18 protein-coding genes are annotated in these 23737 nt (G+C 40.9%); 9 read left to right on the forward strand and 9 right to left on the reverse strand.

The features are described from left to right. Positions 1-316: 316 nt before the first annotated feature. The 7 genes from AC1DQW_RS20030 to AC1DQW_RS20060 all read right to left on the reverse strand — a co-directional run bounded on the left by AC1DQW_RS20030 (position 317) and on the right by AC1DQW_RS20060 (position 9841). Positions 317-1321, reverse strand: coding sequence for a fatty acid desaturase (locus AC1DQW_RS20030; protein WP_477455692.1), 1005 nt, complete (start codon positions 1319-1321; stop codon positions 317-319). Positions 1322-1440: 119 nt separating this feature from the next. Next, positions 1441-2442 carry a YncE family protein gene (locus AC1DQW_RS20035; RefSeq protein ID WP_477455693.1) on the reverse strand — a complete coding sequence of 334 codons (1002 nt, stop codon included), beginning with the start codon at positions 2440-2442 and terminating at the stop codon, positions 1441-1443. Positions 2443-2497: 55 nt separating this feature from the next. After that, a complete protein-coding gene (locus tag AC1DQW_RS20040) occupies positions 2498-5599 on the reverse strand; it encodes an efflux RND transporter permease subunit (RefSeq protein ID WP_477455694.1) in 3102 nt (1033 codons plus the stop codon). Further along, positions 5599-6552 carry an efflux RND transporter periplasmic adaptor subunit gene (locus AC1DQW_RS20045; RefSeq protein WP_477455695.1) on the reverse strand — a complete coding sequence of 318 codons (954 nt, stop codon included), beginning with the start codon at positions 6550-6552 and terminating at the stop codon, positions 5599-5601. Before AC1DQW_RS20045 ends, AC1DQW_RS20040 begins: the two co-directional genes overlap by 1 nt. A gap of 2 nt (positions 6553-6554) precedes the next feature. Then, on the reverse strand, positions 6555-7790 hold the full coding sequence (locus tag AC1DQW_RS20050) for a TolC family protein (protein WP_477455696.1): 1236 nt from the start codon (positions 7788-7790) through the stop codon (positions 6555-6557). A 129-nt stretch (positions 7791-7919) separates the two neighbouring features. After that, positions 7920-9167 (reverse strand): sensor histidine kinase, encoded by a 1248-nt coding sequence (locus tag AC1DQW_RS20055; RefSeq protein WP_477455697.1) that lies wholly within the window; start codon positions 9165-9167, stop codon positions 7920-7922. Continuing rightward, a complete protein-coding gene (locus tag AC1DQW_RS20060; protein ID WP_477455698.1) occupies positions 9164-9841 on the reverse strand; it encodes a response regulator transcription factor in 678 nt (225 codons plus the stop codon). Before AC1DQW_RS20060 ends, AC1DQW_RS20055 begins: the two co-directional genes overlap by 4 nt. Positions 9842-10030: 189 nt before the next feature. Here AC1DQW_RS20060 and AC1DQW_RS20065 point away from each other — a divergent pair, with 189 nt between their 5' ends. Next, positions 10031-10444 (forward strand): EamA family transporter, encoded by a 414-nt coding sequence (locus AC1DQW_RS20065; protein ID WP_477416437.1) that lies wholly within the window; start codon positions 10031-10033, stop codon positions 10442-10444. Positions 10445-10699: 255 nt separating this feature from the next. After that, complete coding sequence (locus AC1DQW_RS20070) at positions 10700-13180, forward strand: TonB-dependent receptor (RefSeq protein ID WP_477455699.1); 2481 nt, start codon at positions 10700-10702, stop codon at positions 13178-13180. A 171-nt stretch (positions 13181-13351) separates the two neighbouring features. Here AC1DQW_RS20070 and AC1DQW_RS20075 read toward each other — a convergent pair whose 3' ends face one another. Continuing rightward, positions 13352-13981 carry a DUF47 domain-containing protein gene (locus tag AC1DQW_RS20075; RefSeq protein ID WP_477455700.1) on the reverse strand — a complete coding sequence of 210 codons (630 nt, stop codon included), beginning with the start codon at positions 13979-13981 and terminating at the stop codon, positions 13352-13354. Positions 13982-14273: 292 nt separating this feature from the next. On the opposite strand from AC1DQW_RS20075, the gene AC1DQW_RS20080 reads away from it, so the two are divergent. The 7 genes from AC1DQW_RS20080 (at position 14274) to AC1DQW_RS20110 (ending at position 23146) form a co-directional block, all read left to right on the forward strand. After that, positions 14274-14474: a hypothetical protein gene (locus tag AC1DQW_RS20080; protein WP_477455701.1), complete on the forward strand. Its 201-nt coding sequence runs from the start codon at positions 14274-14276 to the stop codon at positions 14472-14474. A 101-nt stretch (positions 14475-14575) separates the two neighbouring features. Then, on the forward strand, positions 14576-16957 hold the full coding sequence (locus AC1DQW_RS20085; protein ID WP_477455702.1) for an MG2 domain-containing protein: 2382 nt from the start codon (positions 14576-14578) through the stop codon (positions 16955-16957). A gap of 266 nt (positions 16958-17223) precedes the next feature. Further along, on the forward strand, positions 17224-17745 hold the full coding sequence (locus AC1DQW_RS20090; RefSeq protein WP_477455703.1) for a DUF2911 domain-containing protein: 522 nt from the start codon (positions 17224-17226) through the stop codon (positions 17743-17745). 156 nt (positions 17746-17901) lie between these two features. Beyond that, complete coding sequence (locus AC1DQW_RS20095) at positions 17902-18993, forward strand: DUF3810 domain-containing protein (RefSeq protein ID WP_477455704.1); 1092 nt, start codon at positions 17902-17904, stop codon at positions 18991-18993. A 433-nt stretch (positions 18994-19426) separates the two neighbouring features. Continuing rightward, positions 19427-21619, forward strand: coding sequence for a penicillin acylase family protein (locus AC1DQW_RS20100; protein ID WP_477455705.1), 2193 nt, complete (start codon positions 19427-19429; stop codon positions 21617-21619). Between the two features lie 40 nt (positions 21620-21659). Next, on the forward strand, positions 21660-22148 hold the full coding sequence (locus AC1DQW_RS20105) for a hypothetical protein (RefSeq protein ID WP_477455706.1): 489 nt from the start codon (positions 21660-21662) through the stop codon (positions 22146-22148). A 566-nt stretch (positions 22149-22714) separates the two neighbouring features. Next, complete coding sequence (locus tag AC1DQW_RS20110) at positions 22715-23146, forward strand: DoxX family protein (protein ID WP_477402612.1); 432 nt, start codon at positions 22715-22717, stop codon at positions 23144-23146. Between the two features lie 307 nt (positions 23147-23453). Here AC1DQW_RS20110 and AC1DQW_RS20115 read toward each other — a convergent pair whose 3' ends face one another. Then, the gene (locus tag AC1DQW_RS20115; RefSeq protein WP_477455707.1) at positions 23454-23726 is read right to left on the reverse strand and encodes a UBP-type zinc finger domain-containing protein; all 273 of its coding nucleotides are present in this window, start codon (positions 23724-23726) and stop codon (positions 23454-23456) included. Positions 23727-23737: the final 11 nt, after the last annotated feature.

The following is a 23737-nucleotide window of genomic DNA, read 5'->3' on the forward strand; positions in this document are numbered from 1 at the left end:
ATGCAGATGCAGGGAGCATTGGCAATATTCACAGTCAACCTGAAAAGAATCATCAAACTGACCAGCTAAAGACGCAAAAGCAAGAAATCTTAGGCTGAAACGCTCTTGCTTTGCCATCATTGGACACCCGTTCATCTTCGAGCGCATCAGGAAATATATAGGAAATAAAAAAGCGATTTAATAAAAGATGCTCCTTTATTAAATCGCTTTTTAGTAATGCTCATTAAGAGTTACTTTTTCAGTGCCCTCCTGGAGAAGGCCYTTTTTGTATTATATTTTTGCTGATTTTATAAAATCAATTGTTGGCTTTAAGCTGTTATTTAACCATTTCCAGTTCTGCATCGGGTTTCGATACGTCTGTTAGTGCAACCCTGCCGCGGTCTTTGCGCAGGATGCGGTTGAACAGGGAGATTTCCCGGTCGAAAAGAAACTGGAAAAATAATTTTGTCCACGAAGTATGGTAAAACAGTGTATCATAATATTCAGGAGCGGTTTTCCGTATCAGGGGAAGTTTGTTCCATGGGATAGAGGGAAAATCATGATGTTCGTTATGAAAGCCTACGTTGAAGGCTACCACGTTAAGGTTACCATAGTAGCTATAAGTTTCCTGCTCAACACTGTGAGTAAGGTAGTGCTCCTGTACCCAGCGTGCGCCAAGCGGGTGCAAGCCTACAGAAAACGAAAAACTTAACAATAAAAAGGCAACTGAATGCCAGCCCATAAAGTAGGCTATGGCTGTGGTGAAAATCACTTGTAAAACAAAATTGGTAACTATCCAGCCATCAATAGGATGGATCTCCCTGAGCCTTGATAAACGGAACAACTGGAATACAGGGAAAAATAACAACCAAAGCGCTTTGCCCAAAAACGAATTGCTGATTAGTTTTGCCTCCCATTTATTGGGCAAATCGGCATCCAGTTCATGAACACCCTGGAAAGAGTGGTGCTTGATGTGGTATTTCTCGAAAGATATAGCGCTTGGCAATATTTGCGGTAAATTGGCAAACATAGATGCCCAGCGGTTGGCATTGCGGTTTTTAAACAGCAGCTGATGAGTACATTCGTGGATCATTACAAATAAGGCATGATCGGCAAAGGCACCTAATAAATAGGCCGCGCCAAAAACCCACCACCACGATTGATCGCGCAGAAACCATGCTAAAACCACCTGGAATGCCACTAAACCAATAATAGCAAAAACGGTATTGGGGTTTTTACCTATCAGCTGGCGTAATTGCGGAAACTGCTTTAAAATTTTTTTTGTACGGATACGATGTGGTTCAGACTCCTGGGAATAAACAAAATCAGTTCTTTTAATCATATGATATATAAACGTTAAAGATATCAATAACGTTTTAAAAATATCATTTTGTGGTCAAAATAAAAATTTTATATAAAATCTTCATGTTGTTTTCATGAAAATTTTATATAAAATTTATTTTATTGTTGCTTGTAAACCAGCACTTTAAATGTATTAGGCAGGGCTTTGCGCGTACCAGGTTCAAATTCGGCAACGCTTAAATATATTTTATGGGTTTGGGCATCCAAAACAAGGGTTCGGGCACGTACCGGAGTTTTTAGCACTTGCACAATACTATATTCATCAGCCGATTTTTGTTTGATAATGGTAGTTGTACCATCGCCGCATGAGCAAAATATCAGTTTGGTTTCGGGGTCGAAGGCTACGGCATCAACACCTGCGCCAATGGGTAGAGTGGCGGTTACTTTACCTGTATTGATATCAACCACACTGATACCCTTATTTTCCCGGCAAACGGTAAACAGGCGCTGGTTGCCGGCATCAAGTGCTAAACCTGTAGGGCCGCCACACGGTGCAAGCGGATAGTTTTTTATCACTTTAAGAGATTTACTATCGATAACGTTCAGGCTGCTTTTATCTTCCAGGTTGTTATATATCTTACCCTTGCCATCCGATACTGCAAATTCGGGTGCGCCGCCTAAGGCAACGGTACCTACCTGTTTCAAGGTTTTGGGATCTATAACAGATGAATTATTGCTTTCGCCATTAAAGCTGAAAATACGATCGGTATATGGATCGTACATAATAGCATCCGGGCCGTTTGCATCTGTAAGCGCAATAGTAGCAATGGTTTTCAGTGTTTTTAAATCAAATGCTACAACCGCGTTTGATTTGCCATCAGTAATAAAGCCACGGTTGAGTTTATTTACTATGGCAATACCATGTACGCCTTTCATATTATCAATTGAACCCACCGGCTGCTGGGTAGTCAGGTCGATAACATTTACCTGGGTACCATGTGATACATATAAACGGTGGTTTACCTTGTCGATAGCCAGGTAATCATAACCGCCATCGCCGGGCAGGGATATGGTTTTATCGGCAACATAGGTTTGGGCTTTTAGCGCAAAAGGCACTAAACCAATTGCCATTAATGCGAGCATTAAAATTTGCTTTTTCATTTTCAGGTTTGCTTTTTGCAATGAAATTATATCAAAAATCTGTAGAAATATTGTGTTATCCGGGATGATCTGTATGTTGTTCAACAACTGTTGAAGTAAAGCCATTGCGGTATAAAATGCGCATCATACTTGGTAAAACAATTAAAAGCAATGGCAGCGCAACTAAAAAGCCGCCAATAACCGCAATGGCCAATGGCTGATGTAACTGGGCCCCGGCGCCAATACCTAAAGCCAGTGGGGTTAATGCAATTATAGCGCCTAATGCCGTCATTAATTTGGGTCTTAAGCGCGTTGATATCGAATAAACTATGGCTTCATTCACGCTTTTTTCTCTGGCGCTTTCCCTGAATTGTAAAAAGGTAAATATGGCATTTTCGCCTATGATGCCAACTATCATGATCAATCCTGTATAGCTGCCTACATTTAACGGCGTATTGGTGATATACAGCGCCAGGAAGCTTCCAGAAATCCCCAAAACTGCCATTGCCAAAATTAATATTGCAATTCTGAACTGCTTAAACAAAAATAGTATCACCCCAAAAACCAACAGGCTCGAAGTGATGAGGATGATGAGCAACTCTTTAAATGATTGCTGCTGCTCGGCATACGCGCCGCCGTATTCTACATGGTAGCCCCTGGGTAAGTTTACCTTTTCGGCTATGTTTTTTTGTATGGCCGGTATTACTGTACCTAAGTCACTGTTCTCTAACCTGGCGGTGATAACGCCCATTGATTGCAGGTCCTGCCGTTCAATTTCGGCATCGCCGGCACTTATTGCAACGGTAGCCAGCTGACTTATCGGAATTAAATTGCCGTTACCTAAAAATATATTCAGGTTTTTAATACCGGCTATATTTAATGACCTGTTGCCCGGATAAACCATACGGATAGGGGATAGCTGCTGAGTTTCGTACAAATTGCCAACTACATTGCCATCCAGGGCAGTTTGGGCCTGGAATTGCAGGGCGGCCGGTGTAATATTATACTGCGCCAGCTTTTTATAATCGGGTATAATACTTACCGAGGGGCCCGCAATCACAATGCCATCAAACACATCGGCAGTACCTTTAACCGCGGTAACTTCGGCAGCAATTTGTTTTGAAAGGTTTTGAAGGATGCGCTGATCATTGCCAAAAACCTTAATTTCGATAGGCTGGGTGGAACTCATAAGGTCTCCTAACATATCGGTTATCACTTGTCCAAAATCTACCCGTAAGGCAGGCTGTGTTTTTTCAATTTCACTTCTTATATCACTGGTTACCTCATCGGTTGTTTTTTCACGGCTTTTTTTCAGTTGAATAAGGTAGTCGCCGGTATTTGGTTCGGTGATAAAGAAACCCATTTGTGTTCCTGTACGGCGGGAGTAAGTCGCCACATCGGGATGTTTGGTGATGATCTTCTCTACCTCTCTTAACATGCGGTCGGTTTCCTGCAGCGAAGTTCCCGGCGGCGAACTATAATCCAGTACAATACTTCCCTCGTCCATAGAGGGTAAAAAACCTGTTTCTAATTTTGAAGGAATAAAAATGATCACTGCAATCAACGCCATCATGATAACAATGCTGATTATTGGCTGCATAATAAAAAAGGAAACCCAGCGCTGCCTTTTTACTTCATGTGTTTCTTCTTTCACATTTGCCGAATGCGCGTGTTGGTTACGTGTGAGAAACAGGTATATAACCGGCAAACCTATCCAGGTTACAAAAAACGAGCAGATAAGGGTAATGATCATGGTATTGGTCATTACCTTAAAATAAGCTCCGGCAACACCCGTCATCAGCAAAAAGGGCACAAATATAACTATGGTGCTTATAGATGAACCAAGCATTGCCGGGAACAGGTAATCGATAGCTTTTTTAAGCAGCCTGCTGGTAGGTTCTTCAGGGTGCTCTTCATGCGTGCGATGGATTTGCTCAACCACAACAATGGCATCATCAATGATGAGCCCTATTGCCGCGGCTATTGCACCCAACGTCATGATATTGAAGGTGTATCCTATTATATAAAGTACAATAAGCGTGAGGCAAAGCGTAACAGGAATTGTAATTAAAATAGCGGCGCTGGCTTTAAATGACCTGAGGAAAATAATAGCTACAACTATTGCCAGCAATAAGCCTATCCAAACACTATCGGTAACACTTTTAACCGAATCGTTTACAAAATCGGCCTGTATATAGTAGGGTTTTATAGTAACATCTTTGGGGAGTATTTTTTGCAGGGCCACAACCTTTGCCGCCATATCTGTAGATAATGATATCAAATTGGCATTGGGTTGTTTTATCACCGCAATTAATACCCCATCGTGTCCGTTGGCGTTTATTTTGGTGTACTCAATTCCCTCGCTTATTTGTACCGATGCAATATCCTTCACCTGGATAACCCTTTTGCTGTTATTGCTGATCACCATATTTTCCAGTTGATCTCTAGCAGTTACTGTTGCATCGGTTACGGTGAGATACAGCATTTTATAATCAGACAGGTAACCTTCGGATTTTATGAAGTTGGTTTGGCTTAATGCGCTGCTGATCATATCGGGCGTTAATGACAAGGCTGTCATTTTTTCGCGATTAAGCACAAGCCAGTATTCTTTTGTTTTGCCGCCGATAACCCTTATTTCGGATACGCCGTTTATTTGTGATAAAAATGGTTTTACGGTAAATGTGGCTAATTGCTTTAACTCAATCGGCGATCGTTCATGACTCTCCAGGTTGTACCCGCTTACCGGTAAAATGGAAGGGTTCATTTTTTCCACAGATATATTTACTTCCGGCGGCAGGGTATTTTGAATTTTTGCTATCTGCGATTCTATTTGTTGCTTGCTGAGGTCAATATCAGCATTCCAATCCACATATGCCGAGATCTCGGCACTTCCCCGGCTGGTGGTGCTTCTGACTAATTGCAGGGCAGGCACCTGTTTTATCGCGTTTTCCAACGGTTTGGTTACCGTTATCATCATTTTGTTTACAGGCTGCAAACCGGCATCGGCAATTACCTTAATTTTAGGAAAAGTGATCTCGGGAAAAAGCGAAGTCTGAAGCTTTGTGTAGGCAAATATGCCCCCCATTAATATAAGCGACAATACCAGCAGCAAGGGCTTACGATAAAAAATAAAAAAATTCTCTACCCTGTCTAATTTCGTTTCTGCAACTTTAGCCATTACTGTACAATTTTAACTTTAGCTGTATCTGCCAAACCATAGTTGCCGCTTATAACTATTTTATCCCGTGGAGAAAACTTTGGTGATAGTATCTCTACCTTGCCGCCGCTTTCAATCCCTTTTTTAACAGGTGTTTTAACTGCTGTGGTAGCATCAATCAATTTCATTACCCAAAACTCTGTTTGTGTTTCGTTTGACAGGATGGCCGAGGCCGGCAGGGATACCGTGTTTGTTTTAGCTGTTTTTACTATCCGTGCCCTGGCCACCAGGTTTTCGGGGATCTGGCTGGCCGAATTTACTTTGATTACGATGCCCTGTGTTTGCGATAGCGTATCAACATCGGGCATAAATGATGTTACTTTCCCATTTAATTTTACCCCATCGGGCAGGGTTAGCAGTACATCCTGGTTGCCGGATACCGATGCGCGCAATTCATAAGGCAACTGCATAATAAAGGCAAAGCTTCCCCTGTCGCTTATCACCGCCAATTGTTCGCCGTCCTGTACGTAATCGCCTGGCTGGTGATTTAATTGGGTAATATAACCATGCTCGGCAGCTTTGATTTTATTTACGCCCGAAAATTTGAAGGTAGTATCAAGTATATTTATGCTATTGCCAATGCTTTGCGCTTCTTTGGTTTTTATGGTAAATAAAACTTGTCCTTTATTTACGTATTGACCAATTTGCGTATTTACCTTTTGGATGTAACCAATAGCGTTAGCTTTTACATAGTTTTTTTGAAGGAATGATGATGTGGCATTCAGCTCAATATAATCGGTAAGTGAGCTTTCATCAATTGTAGTTACCTGTACAGGTGTTACGGGTACAACTGCAGCAGTATCGCTTTCGGCATCGGCATCAGTATTACCTTTACATGAAGAATATACCGCAGCTATGGCTAAAATTATTAAAATGCTTCTTAAACGGGAACAGCCTGTTTTATATATTTTCATAATTATTTATTCCAGTAGTTTAATTGATTGATGAGCTGCAGCTTTGTTATGGTAGCTTGTGTAAGCAGGTTGGTTATGGTATAATAACTATTAACTGCCAGTATCAGATCAGCAATTTTTACATCGCCGGTTTGCATCAGCTGCGTATCAACCTTTATTAAACTTTCAGCATATTTTATCTGTTCTTTTACCTGGTTAACCAGGTTATCATTCTCGTTTATCTGCTGATTAAGCTGCGCGATTTGCTGACGGTATTGCGAATTAAAAAATGCTTTATAGTTTAAACGGGTCTCCTCTTCCAGCTTTAGCTTTTTGTATTGAAGTTTACGCTGGCCGCCATCATAAACAGGCATAGAAATACTAAAGCCAAAGCTGGTACCAAAGTGTTTATAGGCCTGGGCTGTAAAATCGGTATTATAGCCACCATCGGCAAAAATATTGGCTTTTGGCCGGTAGCTGTAATCAATTAAGCTCCTGCTGTTAACAAGCCGCAAACTATCAGCTTTAAATTGCCTGAAAAATATACTCACTGAAGCGTCGGGCGTTATTGTTTTTTGAATAACGGGCTCGTCCAGCTCAACAGTTGCAGTATCAACAACACCGGCAATGTAATTAAGTGTGGCATAGTCATTTTTATATTGCAGTTGTGCCTGCAAAAGCTGTAACTGCTGTTGTTTTAAAGTAACCAAAAAGGCAAGGTATTCGCTTTGTTTGTAAACGTTGTTCCGGGTAAGCTTTTTTAGCAGTCCTTCCTCCTGGGTAAGTAATTTAACCACGTCGCGGTTAAATTTAACCTGCTGCAAACTGCCATAAGCGGTTATATACTGGCTGGTTACAGTCTTCTTTAAATCCTGTTCAGATACTGCCCCGCTATTGATGATAGAATCGCGCTGTAAGTTTATTGCAGCCAACTGTGTATTTAAATATTGTTTACCTATCAGTTGTTTGTTTACACCCAAAAGGGCATTAAAGGTTTGTACGTTAGTAATAGCCCCAGCATAGCCATAGCCATTAACAACAGGTGCAAAATAGCCTGTGCTGTTTACATTTACCTGGGGTTTTAAACCAGCCCTTAATCTTAAGCTATCGAGTTGGCTTGCAGCAACCTGGTTCCTGAGATCCTTAAGCAGCGGACTATTATTTTTTGCAAGTTCCAGGTAACCATCAAGCGTATATGTTTGTGCCCGGGCAGCAGTATAGATAAATGTAAATAATATAAGGCCGAAAAACCACTTCATTAAACGGAGGTATAAATGCAATTTAAACATAGCTAAAGTATAGCATAATTCTGTAAGAATTTAGGATCGCTATAGGGGAATCACTTTTAAAAGACTTCAAGTCATGCCTAAGGATAGCTAAATGCCAATTTAAAATTTAACAATAAAAGTATGATGAGGGCTTTGGTATTGATAGCTAAGCGCGAACCCCAAATTCTCACAGATCTGTTTGCTGATGGTAAGCCCGAGGCCGCTGCCATCCGAGGTAGATGATTTATGGAAACGGGTAAATATTTTATCATCAGGCAGTGGGGCATTATTCCCGGTATTTTTGATGGTAAGGCTGCCGGGAGTTAATTTAATGATGATCTGGCCGCCTGCATGGTTATGCCTTACAGCGTTAATGATAAGGTTATTTAACAATATTTCAATTAAATACCTGCTTCCCAGGATCTCTTTATCCTCCAGGTCGGCCGTTACGGTTATCCTTTTATCAGCAAAAATATCTTCCAGTTGTACCAGCATTTCATCAATCAACTGTTCCAGGTTGATGTATTGCTGATCGGTTAGCAGGCGGTTCTCAATTTTTACCAGCAGTAACAACGATTGATTAAGCCGGCTTAACCGTGCAACCGCACTGTACAGATCGTTAAGTAGTTTGCTTTGCCTGTCATTAAAGTTTTCGGACTGTATTAATGTATCCAGTTTAGAGTTGATGACCGCGATAGGAGTAAGCAACTCATGGGATGCATTTTCTGTAAAGGTTTTGAGTTCTTTGTAATCATATTTTGCCTTGGCGGTCATGGTTGCTGCGGCCCGATTTAGTTCTACAAATTCACTAATACGGGTGGTTGTTTGGGGTATATCGCGGCTATCGGTAATATTGAATAGTTTTATCTCGTGTAAAATAGAATAAAAGGGTTGCCATAAACGGTTTAAAATTAACCGGTTAGCTATCAGTAATACCAACAGTAAAAACAAAATAACACCTATAGTAATGCCAAAAATGATCTGTATAAGATCTTCCGTCTCTACTTTTGATTCTACAATGAGGATCTTATAATATTTGCCATTTACAGTAACCGAACTTATCAATCCGCGGCCTGATTCGTATTCATTTTTATCCCTGCGGTAATTGGTGTTGATAAATTCCCGCTTTACCGAATTAGGCTTAGCCTCGCTAAAAGTGATCTGTTGATCTTTTGATTCAAATACCTGTGGTAATTGGTGATTAAGTTTTACATAATCAAAAACCTCTTCTTCTTCTACTTTTAAGGCCCTGTCGTTCTGGTCGTTCAGGATCCAGCTGATGGCCTGGTAGTAAATAATGCCGGTTATTACCATTACAATTACTGTGGTAATGATGTTTACGCGGTTATATAAGGTCAGCAGCTTCACTGGCTGGCAAATTTATACCCCATACCATAAGCAGCCTGGATATAATCGTTAGCGCCGGCTTCCACCAGTTTTTTGCGGATGTTTTTGATGTGGGAGTAGATGAAGTCGAAATTATCTGCCAGGTCTATACCATCACCCCAAAGATGCTCGGCGATGGCGTTTTTAGAAACTACCTTCCCTTTGTTGGCGATAAAATAAATGAGCAGGGCAAATTCTTTACGGGTAAATTTTAAAGGCTTATCATGTACGCTCACCGTTTTGGCCTGCAGATCGATGCTGATTTCGTTAAACACCAACAGGTTACTGCCATTATACATTTTACGCCTGATGATAGCAGACACACGGGCCTTAAGCTCCGACAGGTGGAATGGTTTTACAAGGTAATCATCTGCTCCCAGATCAAGGCCCTGCAACCGGTCATCAAGCGAGTTTTTGGCAGATATGATAAGCACGCCATCGGTAAAATTACTTTCTTTTAATTTTTTGAGTATGCTGATGCCATTACCGCCTGGTAAGGTAATATCCAACAGGATACAATCATAGCGATATAGTTCAACCTTGGTGAGGGCGGCAGCATAGGTTGAGGCTGTTTCGCATATATTTCCGGCTTCCGAAAAATATTCCTCAATACTCTCGCGCAGACCCTCTTCGTCTTCAATGATCAGTAATTTCATTATTAAATTTTAAGTGATGAGCTGTGCGTAATATTTGGATGAAGTTAAAATTAATGTTAAAACTCAAAGCTATAAACTCTTTTTGTACACATTTTGGATTTACAAACAGATGAATTTATTTTAAATGAAACAGAATGCATCCAAAATGGTAATCTACTTTTAACTTACACATAACTTATAACTAAAACCATGTGGTGGATTTACGCTTTACTATCGGCATTGTTTGCCGCGCTTACCGCAATATTTGCCAAAATAGGCATAAAAGGAGTTGATACCGACCTTGCAACTGCCATACGTACTGTAGTGATATTAATACTGGCCTGGGCTATTGTATTGTTTAAAGGCAGCAATAAAGGTATTGAAGGTTTAACCCGGGTAAACTGGACATTCCTCATCCTGTCGGGTTGTGCAACCGGTCTTTCGTGGATCTGTTATTTCAGAGCCCTGCAACTGGGTAAGGTATCGCAGGTAGCCCCGGTTGATAAGCTGAGCGTGGCACTGGCCATTGTTTTAGCTGTTGTATTTTTGGGCGAACCACTCACATTAAAGAATGGTATTGGCGCATTACTGATAATTGCCGGCACCTTAGTACTGATTTTTTGATTCACAGAATATAGAATCACGACTTAGATTACATAAAGTTTATCCTTCATCTTTTATCTGAAAGTCTTTTGTCTGATAATCCTTCATCTGAAAGTCCTTCGTCTGAATGTCCTTCGTCCTTTGTCTGAAAGTCCTTCATCCCTTATTGTAACAAGTGTGTTGATAAGTTAACCTTATTGTAACAAACACGCAAACATTCAGAATATATCCAAACTTTCTTTTCAAATTCGCCGCCAGATCACCTGTTCTAAGATAATGAAGGCGTATTTTATATTATTTCTTTTTGTTCTGTTTACCATAATAAATGTACAAGCCCAGGCTCCTGCGGGCAAGGGAAAAATCAGCGGAAAAATTACCGATGCTGCTACCAAACAAGGGGTTGATTATGCAACCATATCTGTTTATAAACAAGGCACCGAATCGCCTTTTAACGGTATCAGCACCGACCCTAAAGGGAATTTTACAGTAGATAAGATCCCCCCGGGCGAATACAAAGTTACCGCCGATTTTTTAGGCTACCAGCGGGCTACAGTAGAGCATGTTATAATTAAAGATGGCACTGCCGTAAATTTGGGCGAAATTTTATTATCGCCCATGCCGCGCCAGCTAAAGGATGTAAACATAACAGCTACTGCGCCAACCGTTCAAAACAAGATAGATAAAATGGTTTACAACCCGCAAAACGACCTGAGTGCGCAGGGTGGGGTTGCTATTGATATATTAAAAAAAGTACCCCAGGTTACAGTTGATATTGATGGCAATGTGGAGCTGCAGGGCAACTCCAATATTCGCTTTTTGATAAATGGTAAGCCATCAAGTATTTTTGGCGCCAGCCTTGCCGATGCGCTGGCCAGTATCCCGGCCAGCCAGATAAAAAGCATAGAAGTGGTTACCAGTCCGGGCGCTAAATACGATGCGGCAGGTACAGGGGGTATAATCAATATTATTTTAAAGGATAGCAGGGTTGAGGGTATTAACGGCAGTGTTAACCTATCGGCAGGTACCCGCCGCGAAAACGGATCTTTTAACCTCAACGTGCGTAAGGGGAATTTTGGTGTTAACGCCTTTTTTAGCGGCAACGCGCAGATCAACAGTAACTCGCCAAACACCAATAACCGCACATCCACCAATGACCTGGGCAATACAACAACATTTTTTCAGCAGGGAAGTAATAACTTCAGGCGCAATGGCTATCAATCGGGCTTAAATTTTACCTGGAACATCAGTAAGCATGATGACCTTACCGCAGCTGTAGGTTTTAACCATTTTGGTAATCACAACAAAGGGATCACCAACCAGGATCAGCGTATTGCTGACGCGTTGGGCAGCCTGCTTTCTGATACCGTCAGCATCCGTAACTCCAGCAGTAAATTTAACGGAACTTCAACCGATGTGAGTTTAAGCTATAAAAAAACCTTTGAAAAAGAGGGACAGGAGCTTGATGTATTGTATTCGTCGAGCTTTGGTAATAACAGTTTCAGCTCCTTTCAACGTACCGACTACACAAATGCGGGTATTTTACCCACAGGGGTATCTAATAACAACCCTGGTAAAGACAGGGAAATGAATATTTCTGTTGACTATGCACAACCGGTAAGCAAAAACTTTACCATTGAAACCGGCGCTAAGCTCGATTTTAGCCATATCAACAACAACGTGGTTACCACTACTTTAGATACCACCGGTAATTTTGTGCCCAACGCCGGCCAAACCTATGGCTTTACTTACGATCGTAAAATATATGCTTATTACTTGTCTGCAAGTACATCGGTATTTAATAATTTCCTGGATATAAAGGCAGGGTTGAGGGACGAATATACCGTTACCACAGCCGATTTTAAGAATACCAATATCCCGAATTACAATATTTTAGTACCATCATTGGTGTTTTCGCACAAATTTGATGAGTCGCAGTCGGTTAAACTAAGCTTTACCCGCCGGATAGAACGCCCCGATTACGGCGATCTTAACCCATTCCTTAATATCAGCGATACACATAACATTAATACAGGTAACCCAAATTTAAAACCAGAGCGTGGCGATAATTTTGAATTGGGTTACAATAAATCATTTGATAAGGGAGCAAATATCAACATTGCCGCTTTTTACCGGAGAAATACGGATGATATACAGCGTTTTACCACCTTTTACCAAACCCTTGTTTTAGATGGTATAACCTATACCAATGTATCGCTTACCCAGCGCTATAATATTGGATCCGAGATTCGGACAGGTATCAACATCTATGCATCATTGCCGGTTACCAAAGCGTTCAACCTGCGAACCAATATGATATTTTCTGACAGGACGAGTAATAATCCCGGCAGCCCAAGTGTGAGCGGTTTTGCTTATCGATTAAACCTGAACGCTCAATACGATTTTGGTAATAACCTGAGCGCCGAATTTTTTGGAAATTATAACTCATCGCAAAAAGGAATCCAGGGAACCCAGCCTAAATTTGTTTTCTACAACTTCGCGATGCGTAAAATGTTCATGAATAAAAAGGCCAGTATAGGCCTTACCGCATCAAATCCGTTTGCTAAATATGTGGGCCAGCGCTCAACTACTTTTGGCAGTAATTTCAATCAGACTAACGTAAGATTAATACCTATCCAGTCATTTGGCATAAGCCTAAGCTATAAATTTGGCAAGCTCGATTTTAAGAAAGACAAGAGCAAAGAGAAAGAAGACAACGAAGGCAGGCAGGATGAAACGTCTGTTGATAAAGGGAAGTAAGCTTAAAGCAGAAGGCTTAAAGCAGAAAGCTTGCTTAGCAAGTGACAAAAAAAAGCGATGGTAAAACCATCGCTTTTTTTAGCCTTTAGCCTTTAGCCTTTAGCCTTTAGCCTTTAGCCTTTAGCCTTTAGCCTTTAGCCTTTAGCCTTTAGCCTTTAGCCTTTAGCCTTCTTACCCGTTCTTAATCAAAATACTTTCAATTACCAGCGTGGCATCTTCGCAGCTATCAGTGGCTGTTTCCATTGCCATAAAAACATCAGTATATTTTATAAGCTGTATGGCATCGGTTTCGTTAGCCAGCAAATCGGCAAAGGCTTCGTTATAAACAGTATCGGCCTGGTACTCCAGTTTTTTAACATTGTTGCAAAGCTCAAATATTTGTGCCGAATTGCTTAGGTTGTTCATGGCTTTAACCGCATCTTCAAGGCCTGTTGTTGTTTGCAGAATAATATCGGCCAGGTTAATGATAGGAGGGGTTATCTTAGGTACATCATACAGGTTTATCCTGCGGGCTGCCATGGCAATGCTATCGGCAACATCATCAATAGCAGCGGCCAGATCGCACATATCCTTGCGCTGAAACGGTGATATCAGCATCCTTCCCGATTCTGTAAATACCTGGTGAGTAATTTCGTAACTTCTTGTTTTTAGCTTATCAATATGATTAAACTGAAATTTTTGTTCGTAGGTATCGCTTGAGTTTACCGCAGTGTTAAGCAGCGTAGCCATTTCGGTGGCATTGGCAACAGCGCGGTTAAATAAATCATAAAAAACCTGGTTTGAATTGGGGAATATCGACATTGACTTGAACTTTTTATGACTTTTTAAACAGCAATTAAGTTAAGAGCGTGTATGCTAAGTAATTAGCATGCATTATGCACAAATATTTATGCGGCTAAATGTAGCCATTAATTTGGTGTGAAAAGTAACGCAATTGTTAACGCAGTGTTAATTAAATGTTATTAAATTATATAACGGTTGTGTTATCAGTTACAATATACTTACCGGGGTAAATAAATTATAATGTAACATTTGCCCGTTATTAAAACAATATCGCCGTTATGTTTATTATAACTGATATAAGCCAAGAGTCATGAAATCCGCTGATAAACATTATAAATTTATAAACAGTCAAACTGGTTATGCAATTTATTACCACTCATTAAGCAGCGATCTCAGCATCGAAGAAATCAAAAAACAATTGCAGGAAGTAAAAAACCGTGTGGCAATTCAAAATAGAATTTACTGCGAAACTGTTTATTGGGAGGAGATAAAAGAAAATGCTGATGCTTAATATAATAAATTCTACGCCAGTATTTTAATTTGCTTTTGTGCGCAGAAATGTGTTACATTTAATTACCAGTTATAAACCCATTTCTATTTGTCGATTCCTGCATGAAAAAGTTATTATTTGCACTTTTGTGTACAACATGCTCTTGTACCCCGGCTTTTTCGCAGGTGGCTAAGCAATCATTGTCGTTGGATGATGTTGTATCGCGTTTACAAACCTTATCAACCACCAAAGCCATTGAAAAAGTATACCTGCACTTTGACAGGGCACTTTATAATGCCGGCGATACCGTTTTTTTTAAGGCTTACATTACCCTTGGCGAACAACACCAGTTATCAAAACTAAGCGGCGTATTACATGTCGACCTCATGAATACGAGCGATTCGCTGGTGCAAAATATATCCCTGCAAGCTGCCAATGGCATAGCCTGGGGCGATTTTGCCTTACCAAACAAATTGCCAAAAGGTATTTATCATATAAAAGCATATACCAAATGGATGCTCAATTATGCCGACCCGGGGATTTTTGATCAGCCAATAGTAATTAACAGCGCTGTGCCTGCAACACGGGTACTGGCTAACCGGCCGGCTACCATCAGCAACAATAAATTTGATATTCAGTTTTTTGCGGAAGGCGGAACTTTTGTAAACGATATACCTGCCAAACTCGCTTTTAAGGCCATGGGCCAAAATGGCCTGGGGGTGGATGTAAAAGGCGTGGTTGTTGATAACCTGAACACCGAAGTAACTAAATTTGAAGCCAAACACCTGGGAATGGGTATTATTTATATTACCCCGGTGGAAGGCCGAAGCTATAAAGCAAAGCTTACTTATACTGATGGTACAAAGGCCGTTGTTGATTTACCTAAGGCTGATAGCAAAGGGATGGCCTTGCTGGTAAACAATGATAAACCAGATAAGCTGATGATAGAAATAAATGTAAACCGGCCATATTATCTTGAAAATAAGAACAAAGAAATTGGCGTGGTTATTTATTCAAACGGATCGGTACGTTCACTTAAAACAACGCTTGATAACCAGGTACTTGATATTAATCTGGATAAAAAGGATTTTCAAACCGGTATAGTGCAGGTAACCTTGTTTTCGCAAGCCGGCGAACCTTTAAATGAACGCCTTTCATTTATACAAAATAATGATCATATAAACTTACAAACCGGATCTGATAAACCCGCTTACACCGCCAGGGGCAAAGTACACGTAACTGTAAGTGCAAAAAAGAATGATAAACCTGTTACAGGTTACTTTTCGGCATCGGTTATTGATGCAACTAAAATACCTGTTGATGAAAGTGCCGAAACTACCATATTAACACACCTTTTATTAACATCGGCCTTACAGGGATTTGTTGAACAGCCAAATTACTATTTTGCCCGTGTTACTGCCGATACCCGCGTAGATTTGGATATACTGATGCTTACACAGGGATACCGCCGCTTTACCTGGAAACAATTGCTTGGTAATGATCCTCAAACAGCTGCAACTTACCCTGTGGAAAAAGGGTTGGATATATCGGGCACGGTAAAAACAACTGCAGGTGTACCTGTTGCTAACGGGAGCGTTACTTTGCTTACCCAAAATGGAGGCACCATGTTAAACCAGGTAACCGATGCCAACGGCAGGTTTAATTTTGCCAATTTGATTTACACCACCAATACCACGTTTGTAATCCAGGCTAAAACCGAAGCAGGGAAAAGCAATACACAGATTATAATGGATCAGCCCCGGAGAATAAATATTTCAACAGGTAATGGCCCAACGCAGGATAAGGGCAACGCAGATAAAACTGGCAGTACACCCGCTGCAGCAGCTACCTACATGGCCGACGCAAACGGGAAATTATTAAAAGAAGTAATTGTTAAAGATAAATTCTTAGATCCTGAGCATACTACAGTTAATCAATTTAGTGATCAAACCGGGATATCGCGCGGCTTGGAGGGGCATTTACCCGGCGTTGCATTAATGGGAGGGGTGCCGTATTTAAGGGAAAGAGTTGGTTTAACAGGAGCAGGCCCCATGCTGGTGATAATAGATGGCGTGCAATCAAGTTCAAATGTTGATAACTTAAGCGTATCTGATGTAGTAAGTGTTAAAATGCTAAAAAATGTTGATGCAGCTATTTTTGGCTCCCAGGGGGCCAATGGTGTATTGTTAATTACCACGGCTAAAAATAAAACAGTAGCTGTAAATAAAAAGATTTCGCCGGGATTACTTTCTTATGCCCCCAGGGGATTTTATAAGGCACGCATATTTTATTCGCCCACTTACGGCACATCGGCTACGCAAAGCAATAAGGCCGATGAGCGCAGTACCATTTACTGGAATCCTGATATTGTTACCGATAAAGACGGCAACGCCTCCTTTGATTTTTACAATGCCGACGGTAAAGGCAATTACCGGGTGGTGGTTGAAGGCATGGACGAAGATGGCAATATGGGACGCAGTGTTTACGCTTATAAAGTAGAGTAAAATTTATTAACAAAAAACCCCTGCCTTGCGGCAAGGGTTAAAAAAAACCACAACAATTGTTTAACCTTTTGGCCATCTTAACCTTAAGGTCAATTCCTAACTGCAATATGGCTATCTTAACAATATAACAATGCTGTTTATCAACTGTTTTTAATTGCTAAAACAATATTTTTTTAAACAAGGCTTAAGTTTTATTTGAACTTTGAATTGCTACCCAAACAAATTTCATCCTATATTTATACCAAACAAAATCCATGAGAAGTATTATGAAAACATCTATTAAATTAAAAGCAGCATTGCTATTGGCATTTGCGCTATTTGTGAGCAGCCTTACATTTGCACAGGACAAAAAACCAGCAAGTCCGCATGACAGCACAAGTGCTACAGTAGCCGGTTCATTAATTAAAATTAAATATGGCAGTCCTTACGTAAAGGGGCGTAAAGTACTGGGCGGCGAACTGGTGCCTTTTGATAAGGTATGGCGCGCAGGGGCCGATTCGGCAACCAGTATTACTACCAGCAAAGATATCAAAGTGGAAGGCAAAACGCTTCCTGCCGGAAGGTATGCATTCTTCGTAATTCCGTCTGCAAGTGGCACCTGGACACTTATTTTTGATAAAAACCCGAAACAATGGGGAGCTTATACTTACAAAGAAGCTAATGATCAGTTACGTGTAACGGTTAAAGGTAAAACCGTCCCTAAAAGCGAAAGCCTTAAATATACTATTACGCCAAAAGGCTTCAGCCTTAAATGGGATACTTTTGAGGTGCCTGTTTCAATAAAATAAGTATTTAAATTACCCAATTTACATTAAAGCTCCTTCACCCGGAGCTTTTTTTGTATCCTGTTACCTGTATGAATAAAAAGCCGGGAAAAGACCGGAGGTTCTCTTCTATCTTAATTCTTATATCCCGGCTTTATTAATAAGCACTATATTTACTTAATGCGTAACCACATCAGCAAAAATCCCTTATTAAAAAGGATCATCGTTATATTGTTGCTGGCCCTAATTACTTTTATACTGATGCAGATTGCCAACCATCCCGCATTGGTTGAGCGTTATTATTCAAATGGTTTTTATAAACTTATCTGCTGGATTTTTCACCCGGTATTAAACCTGTTTCCCTTTAGTGTTGGCGATCTGATATATATTGCTGTTATAATTGCTTTAATTTTAGGGATCGCAAGGATGATTAAACTGTTGTTTAAAAAGCAGTTTAAAATTGCCGGTATGCATTTGCTGGGATGGGTTATAGGTGTGCAGGCAGGCGTACTTATTTTTTATTTGTTTTGGGGGATGAATTATTTCAGGCCATCGGCAGCAGAGCGCCTTAACCTGAGAGATACCTCCTTCACTACTGCCGACCTGAAGGCTGTAACTAAATTGCTGATAGATAGCGCCAACACCTGCCGTGCGCTTATAACTGCTGCAGATTTGGCTCAAAGCAACAGTGCCATTTACCAAACAGCTGTTAATGCAGTGAGTTCACTCTCTGCAGATTCTGTTAATTTTCGGGCTTTTCATCCGGGAGTAAAGCCTTCCATGATCAGCTTTTTAATGAATTATATGGGCACATCGGGCTATTATAATCCTTTTACAACCGAGGCGCAGATCAATTATGAAATGCCTGTATTTAACCGGCCGTTTGTTGCCTGTCATGAAATGTCGCACCAGGTAGGTTACGGAGCCGAGGATGAAGCTGATTTTGCCGGATTTATCATTGGCATAAAATCACATGACCGTTTGCTGCGCTACTCGGCCTATCATTTAGCGGTTGATGAGTTTATGCATACCCTAAGACGCAGGGATACCGTAGCTCATAAAGAATTAAAGGCAATGATATCTAAAGATGTACACCAGGATTTTGTAACCGAGCGAGCTTACTGGTTAGCCTACGAAAACAAATTAAGCGCTATCAGCAGTATCTTTTATGATAATTTTCTGAAAGCCAACAATCAACCCCAAGGTTTGGGAACCTATAACCGCATGGTACTACTGGTTATGGCGTGGGAGAAAAAACAATGGGTTCATTAGTTCATTTGTTCACTGGTTCATTGATCTTTGCAGGCGAATAAACAAGGAATTGCCAGGATATACATTATCCACTGATGAATCAATAAACTAAAATAAAAAATGCGTTCCGTATCTCACCCCGGAACGCACTGCAATATCATCTCTCAAATGACATTGTATCAACTAAACCTCAGATCTCATGTAAAATGAACATCCAAGCTCTTATATATTTACTGCAGTAATAACCAGTAAACAAAAAATTTATTACTTTGTGATTGTGCCAAAAACGCGGCAAAAATTCGCACTGCGTTTCAAAAATTATGAATAATTGAAAAGAAACGCAGGTGCAATGTAAATATTGTGTTTTAAAGACCAAATCTACTTCATATTATTAATATATCATTGCTGATTTTCAATCTAATTTGTTAGACGCAACAGTAAAATTATTGTTACCATGAAACATAATTTAATTTACATTTTAATATTTTCTCCTTGTATTGTATTTGCCCAGGTATTTAACCAGGAGGAAATAAAAAGGGCCGAAAGTCAGGCTAAAGCTGTAACTATTATTCGCGATAATTATGGCGTGCCGCATATTTATGGTAAAACAGATGCCGACGTGGTTTTTGGGTTAATGTATTCGCAATGCGAGGATAATTTTAAAGGTATTGAGCGTAATTACCTTTACCAGCTTGGCAAACAAACCGAAGTTGATGGCGAAAATAACCTCGCCACCGATATACAACTCCAATTGATAGCTGATACTGCCGACGCTATCAGGGATTATAAAAAAAGTGCGCCTGCTTTCAGGAAATTGATGGATGCCTTTGCCGATGGCATAAACTATTACCTGTATAAGCATCCCGAAATAAAACCTAAGGTATTTAAGTATTTTAAACCCTGGTATGCCTTAATGTTTACCGATGGCAGCGTGGCCGCAACCGAAACCGGCGGGATTAAGCTGGAAGAAACAAAAGCATTTTATGCAGATGGCGGCGAGAAGATGGGCATCCTGATAAACCATCCCCAAAATAACTATGAATTTGCGAATGAACGGGAAACCGGATCAAACGGTTTTGCTATATCGCCATCTAAATCGGCATCGGGGCATGCTTTATTGTACATTAACCCGCATGTGCCTTTTTACTTTCGCAGCGAGGTGGAACTGGTAAGCCAGGAAGGGCTGCATGCTTATGGTGCCGTTACCTGGGGGCAGTTTTTTATTTACCAGGGTTTTAACCAACATTGCGGCTGGATGCACACCAGCAGCTACGCGGATGTAGCCGACCTTTATGCCGAAAAGATGACCAAAAAGGATGGTAAGTGGTTTTATGAGTACGATGGGGCGCTTAAACCGGTAATCACCCGTAAGCTTATCATCAATATAAAAAACGGCGATAAAGTTGAGCAACGAACAATAACAGCATATTACACACACCACGGACCGGTATTGGGAAGCCGCGATGGTAAATGGTTAGCTTTAAAAGCCAATAATCGCTCATATAACGCCCTGCTGGAGTCGTGGCAAATTACCAAAGCTAATACTCTTACTGAATATAAAAAGGCTATGGACCTGGTATCAAACGCCACCAACAACACTGTTTATGCAGATGATAAAGGCAATACTATTTTTTGGTATGGCAACTATATCCCCAAAAGAGACTCTAAATATGATTGGAGCCTGCCCGTTGATGGCAGTACACGTGCCACAGAGTGGCAAGGCGTTCATCGGCTTAAAGATATTGTTACAACTACAAACCCTGCTACCGGCTGGATCCAGAATTGCAATTCAACGCCGTATACTGCTGCCGGGGCAAGCAGCCCCGATAAAAGTAAATATCCCGTTTATATGGCGCCAGATGGTGAAAACTACCGGGCCGTAACTGCCATTAATATATTAAAAAATGCAGATCATCTTACACTTGATGGCCTAATAGCCAAAGGCTACGATCATTACCTGGCCGCTTTTGATGATTTATTCCCCGGGTTATTTAAAGCTTATGATAATGCCCCGGATTCGTTAAAAACCTCCCTTGCCGAACCTGTGAAGCTGTTGCGGCAATGGGATAAACGTACGGCCATAAATTCGGTAGCCAGTTCGCTGGCCATTGAATGGGGTACTTTGATGTTAAAATTGCTTCCGCCGCCTAAAACAGACCAGCAGAGCACCTTTATAACGCAACGGATAAAAACGCTTGCCGAACAAACTCCCGGCGATCGGCAGCTGGATTTTTTAACCGCTGTTTTGAAAAACCTGCAAAGCCGCTTTGGCACCTGGCAGGTACAATGGGGTGATATAAACCGCTACCAGCGCCCTGCAGACGGCGTAACGTTCGACGATAATTTACCCAGTATCCCGGTGGGTTTAACAGGCTCGGGATTTGGCCAGTTGCCATCGTTTCAGAGCCGCACAATGAATACGCTAAAGCGCTATGGCTACTCAGGTAACAGTTTTGTAGCCGCTGTTGAATTTGGGCCAAAGGTAAAGGCCAAAAGTATTATGACCGGGGGGCAATCATTTGACCCGGCATCAAAAAACTTTAGCGACCAGGTCCGGGGCATTATTGACGGCAGGTTTAAAGATGTTTTGTTTTATAAAGAGGATGTGCTTAAACACGCTCAAAGAACCTACCATCCGGGTGATTGATTAATTGTTTAAAAAAGTATATTTGGATAGAATAATAAAAATGAAGAAATACCTGTTTTTAGCATTACTATCGTTTTGCTGTATTGATCTGTTTGGGCAAAGCATCACTATTAATGACCTCACCAATTTAACAAATCTATCAAACGGCGATGCCCATAATTATTTGGTTTTGACTAAAGGGTTTAAAAGAAAATATACCCAGGATGTTGATGGCAACACGGTGGAGAATTTAAATAAAATTGGTATTGAGCATAAAGAAGAATCGGTTGCTATTGGCGTTGCCACCAAGTTAAGCAGCGGCGCCATACTGCGTACAGTGGCTTATAAAACAGCCACCACCAAACATATTTTTAATTTAATTACGCAGGCAAAAAGCGCCGGCTTGCCCATGCGATTCCAGGGAGCCGATTCGGTAAACAATATTTATCTTTTTGATAACGACTTTTTTCATATCGTGATGCTCATAAGTCGTGATAATACATCTGGCTTTGTTGAGGTGAAGCAAAAAGAATATGTAGGGTTTGATTAATGTTTTGCGGGTGAATCACCTCCGGATCAGGAAAATTGCTTTAAAAAAAACCACCACGTCATACCGAAACAAGTTCACTGTTGTCCCGGCAAATACAAACTTCCCCGGACCCATGACGTGTTTGTTTTAACCGTATATTTCCTTCAAAAACGGGCCGTCATCCTGAGTAACCTTTATTTGCTTGCAAATAATCGCATTGAAAATGATATTTTTTCAATGCTGATAATCAGAAAGTTGTAGACTTGTCATTGACAGCCTGTCGAATGGGCGCGCGTATAGGCCTTTGCCCGGTATGCTTCGACAGGCTCGGCAGGACAGCCCTTTTAGCAACGTCATTTCCCCTTCAGAGTCCCAGGATTTTAGCTCTCAGGATGATAAACCTTTCAAAACATCGTTTCATCTTCTCCAGGATTTTATAACTTCCTGAAAACTTGATAAATACCTCCATAATAATTTGCAATTGTAACAAGTTTTTTACTATATTTATATAGCGCAAAAAAGCCATTTTAACCCAATAAGACCGCTGTTTGCCTAAAACCAATTTAACTGTTAAAAGGAGGCTTGTGATGAACGTGGTTCATAAAATTGAAAACTGGGGCGATACACATCACCCTAAAATCCTCGATATTGTACGTATAGCGCTTGGTATATTCCTGCTGTTAAAAGGTATCGCCTTTATGCAGAATACAGCATATCTGAGGCATTTGATTGAAGGCCAGGATATAATAGATCTTTCGCCCGATGTGCTGATGGTTTTAGTTTATTATGTAACGTTTGCCCACATGGTTGGCGGTATACTGATAGCCCTTGGTATATATACCCGGATGGCATCCATCATCCAGATCCCGATTGTTATAGGCGCGGTATTTTTAACCAGTATTTTTAAAGAACCAATAAATACTTTAGCCTGGCCATCTATTACAGCCCTTGTCCTGCTTCTGCTATTTACCATCCTGGGCTCGGGGCCTATTTCTTTAGATAAATATCTGGCTGATTGAGTGGTGAGTGGTGAGTGGTGAGTGGTGAGTGGTGAGTGGTGATTAAAATTGCCACACAATTTAGTCAGAAATCGCAGTAATCCTTTAATCTGTTTAATCGGGGTTTAGACAAAATTCTGAGATTTCCTTAATTCGAAAAATTCGGGTTCAGACAATACAAGAACAATCGCTGCTTGTGAGGGCACAAGCAGCGGAAAATTCTGAAAATTCCTTAATTCGTTTAATTCCGGTTCAGACAATTTCAGGCGGAGAAACCATCTACACATCTATAATCTGAAATCTGCACATTTGAAATCTGCACATCTAATCAATACCCTATCGCCAGGTCATCCACATAGCACCATAGCCAGCGTTCGCCAGGTTCGGCCGAGATCACTACCGGGTGGCTTGTGGCTTTAAAATGCTTGGTCATGTGGGTATTAGGCGAGCTATCGCAGCAAAGTGTTACTCCACAGGTTTGGCAGGTGCGAAGGTGCATCCACGTTGAATGTATTTTCATACATTCTTCGCATACATATTCCTTTGGTTGTTTTATATCAGTAACGGCTTCCAGGTGCCGGCATATTTCATCGTCCTGCATGAGTGTAAATT

Source organism: Mucilaginibacter sp. P5_A4 (genome assembly GCF_056400605.1).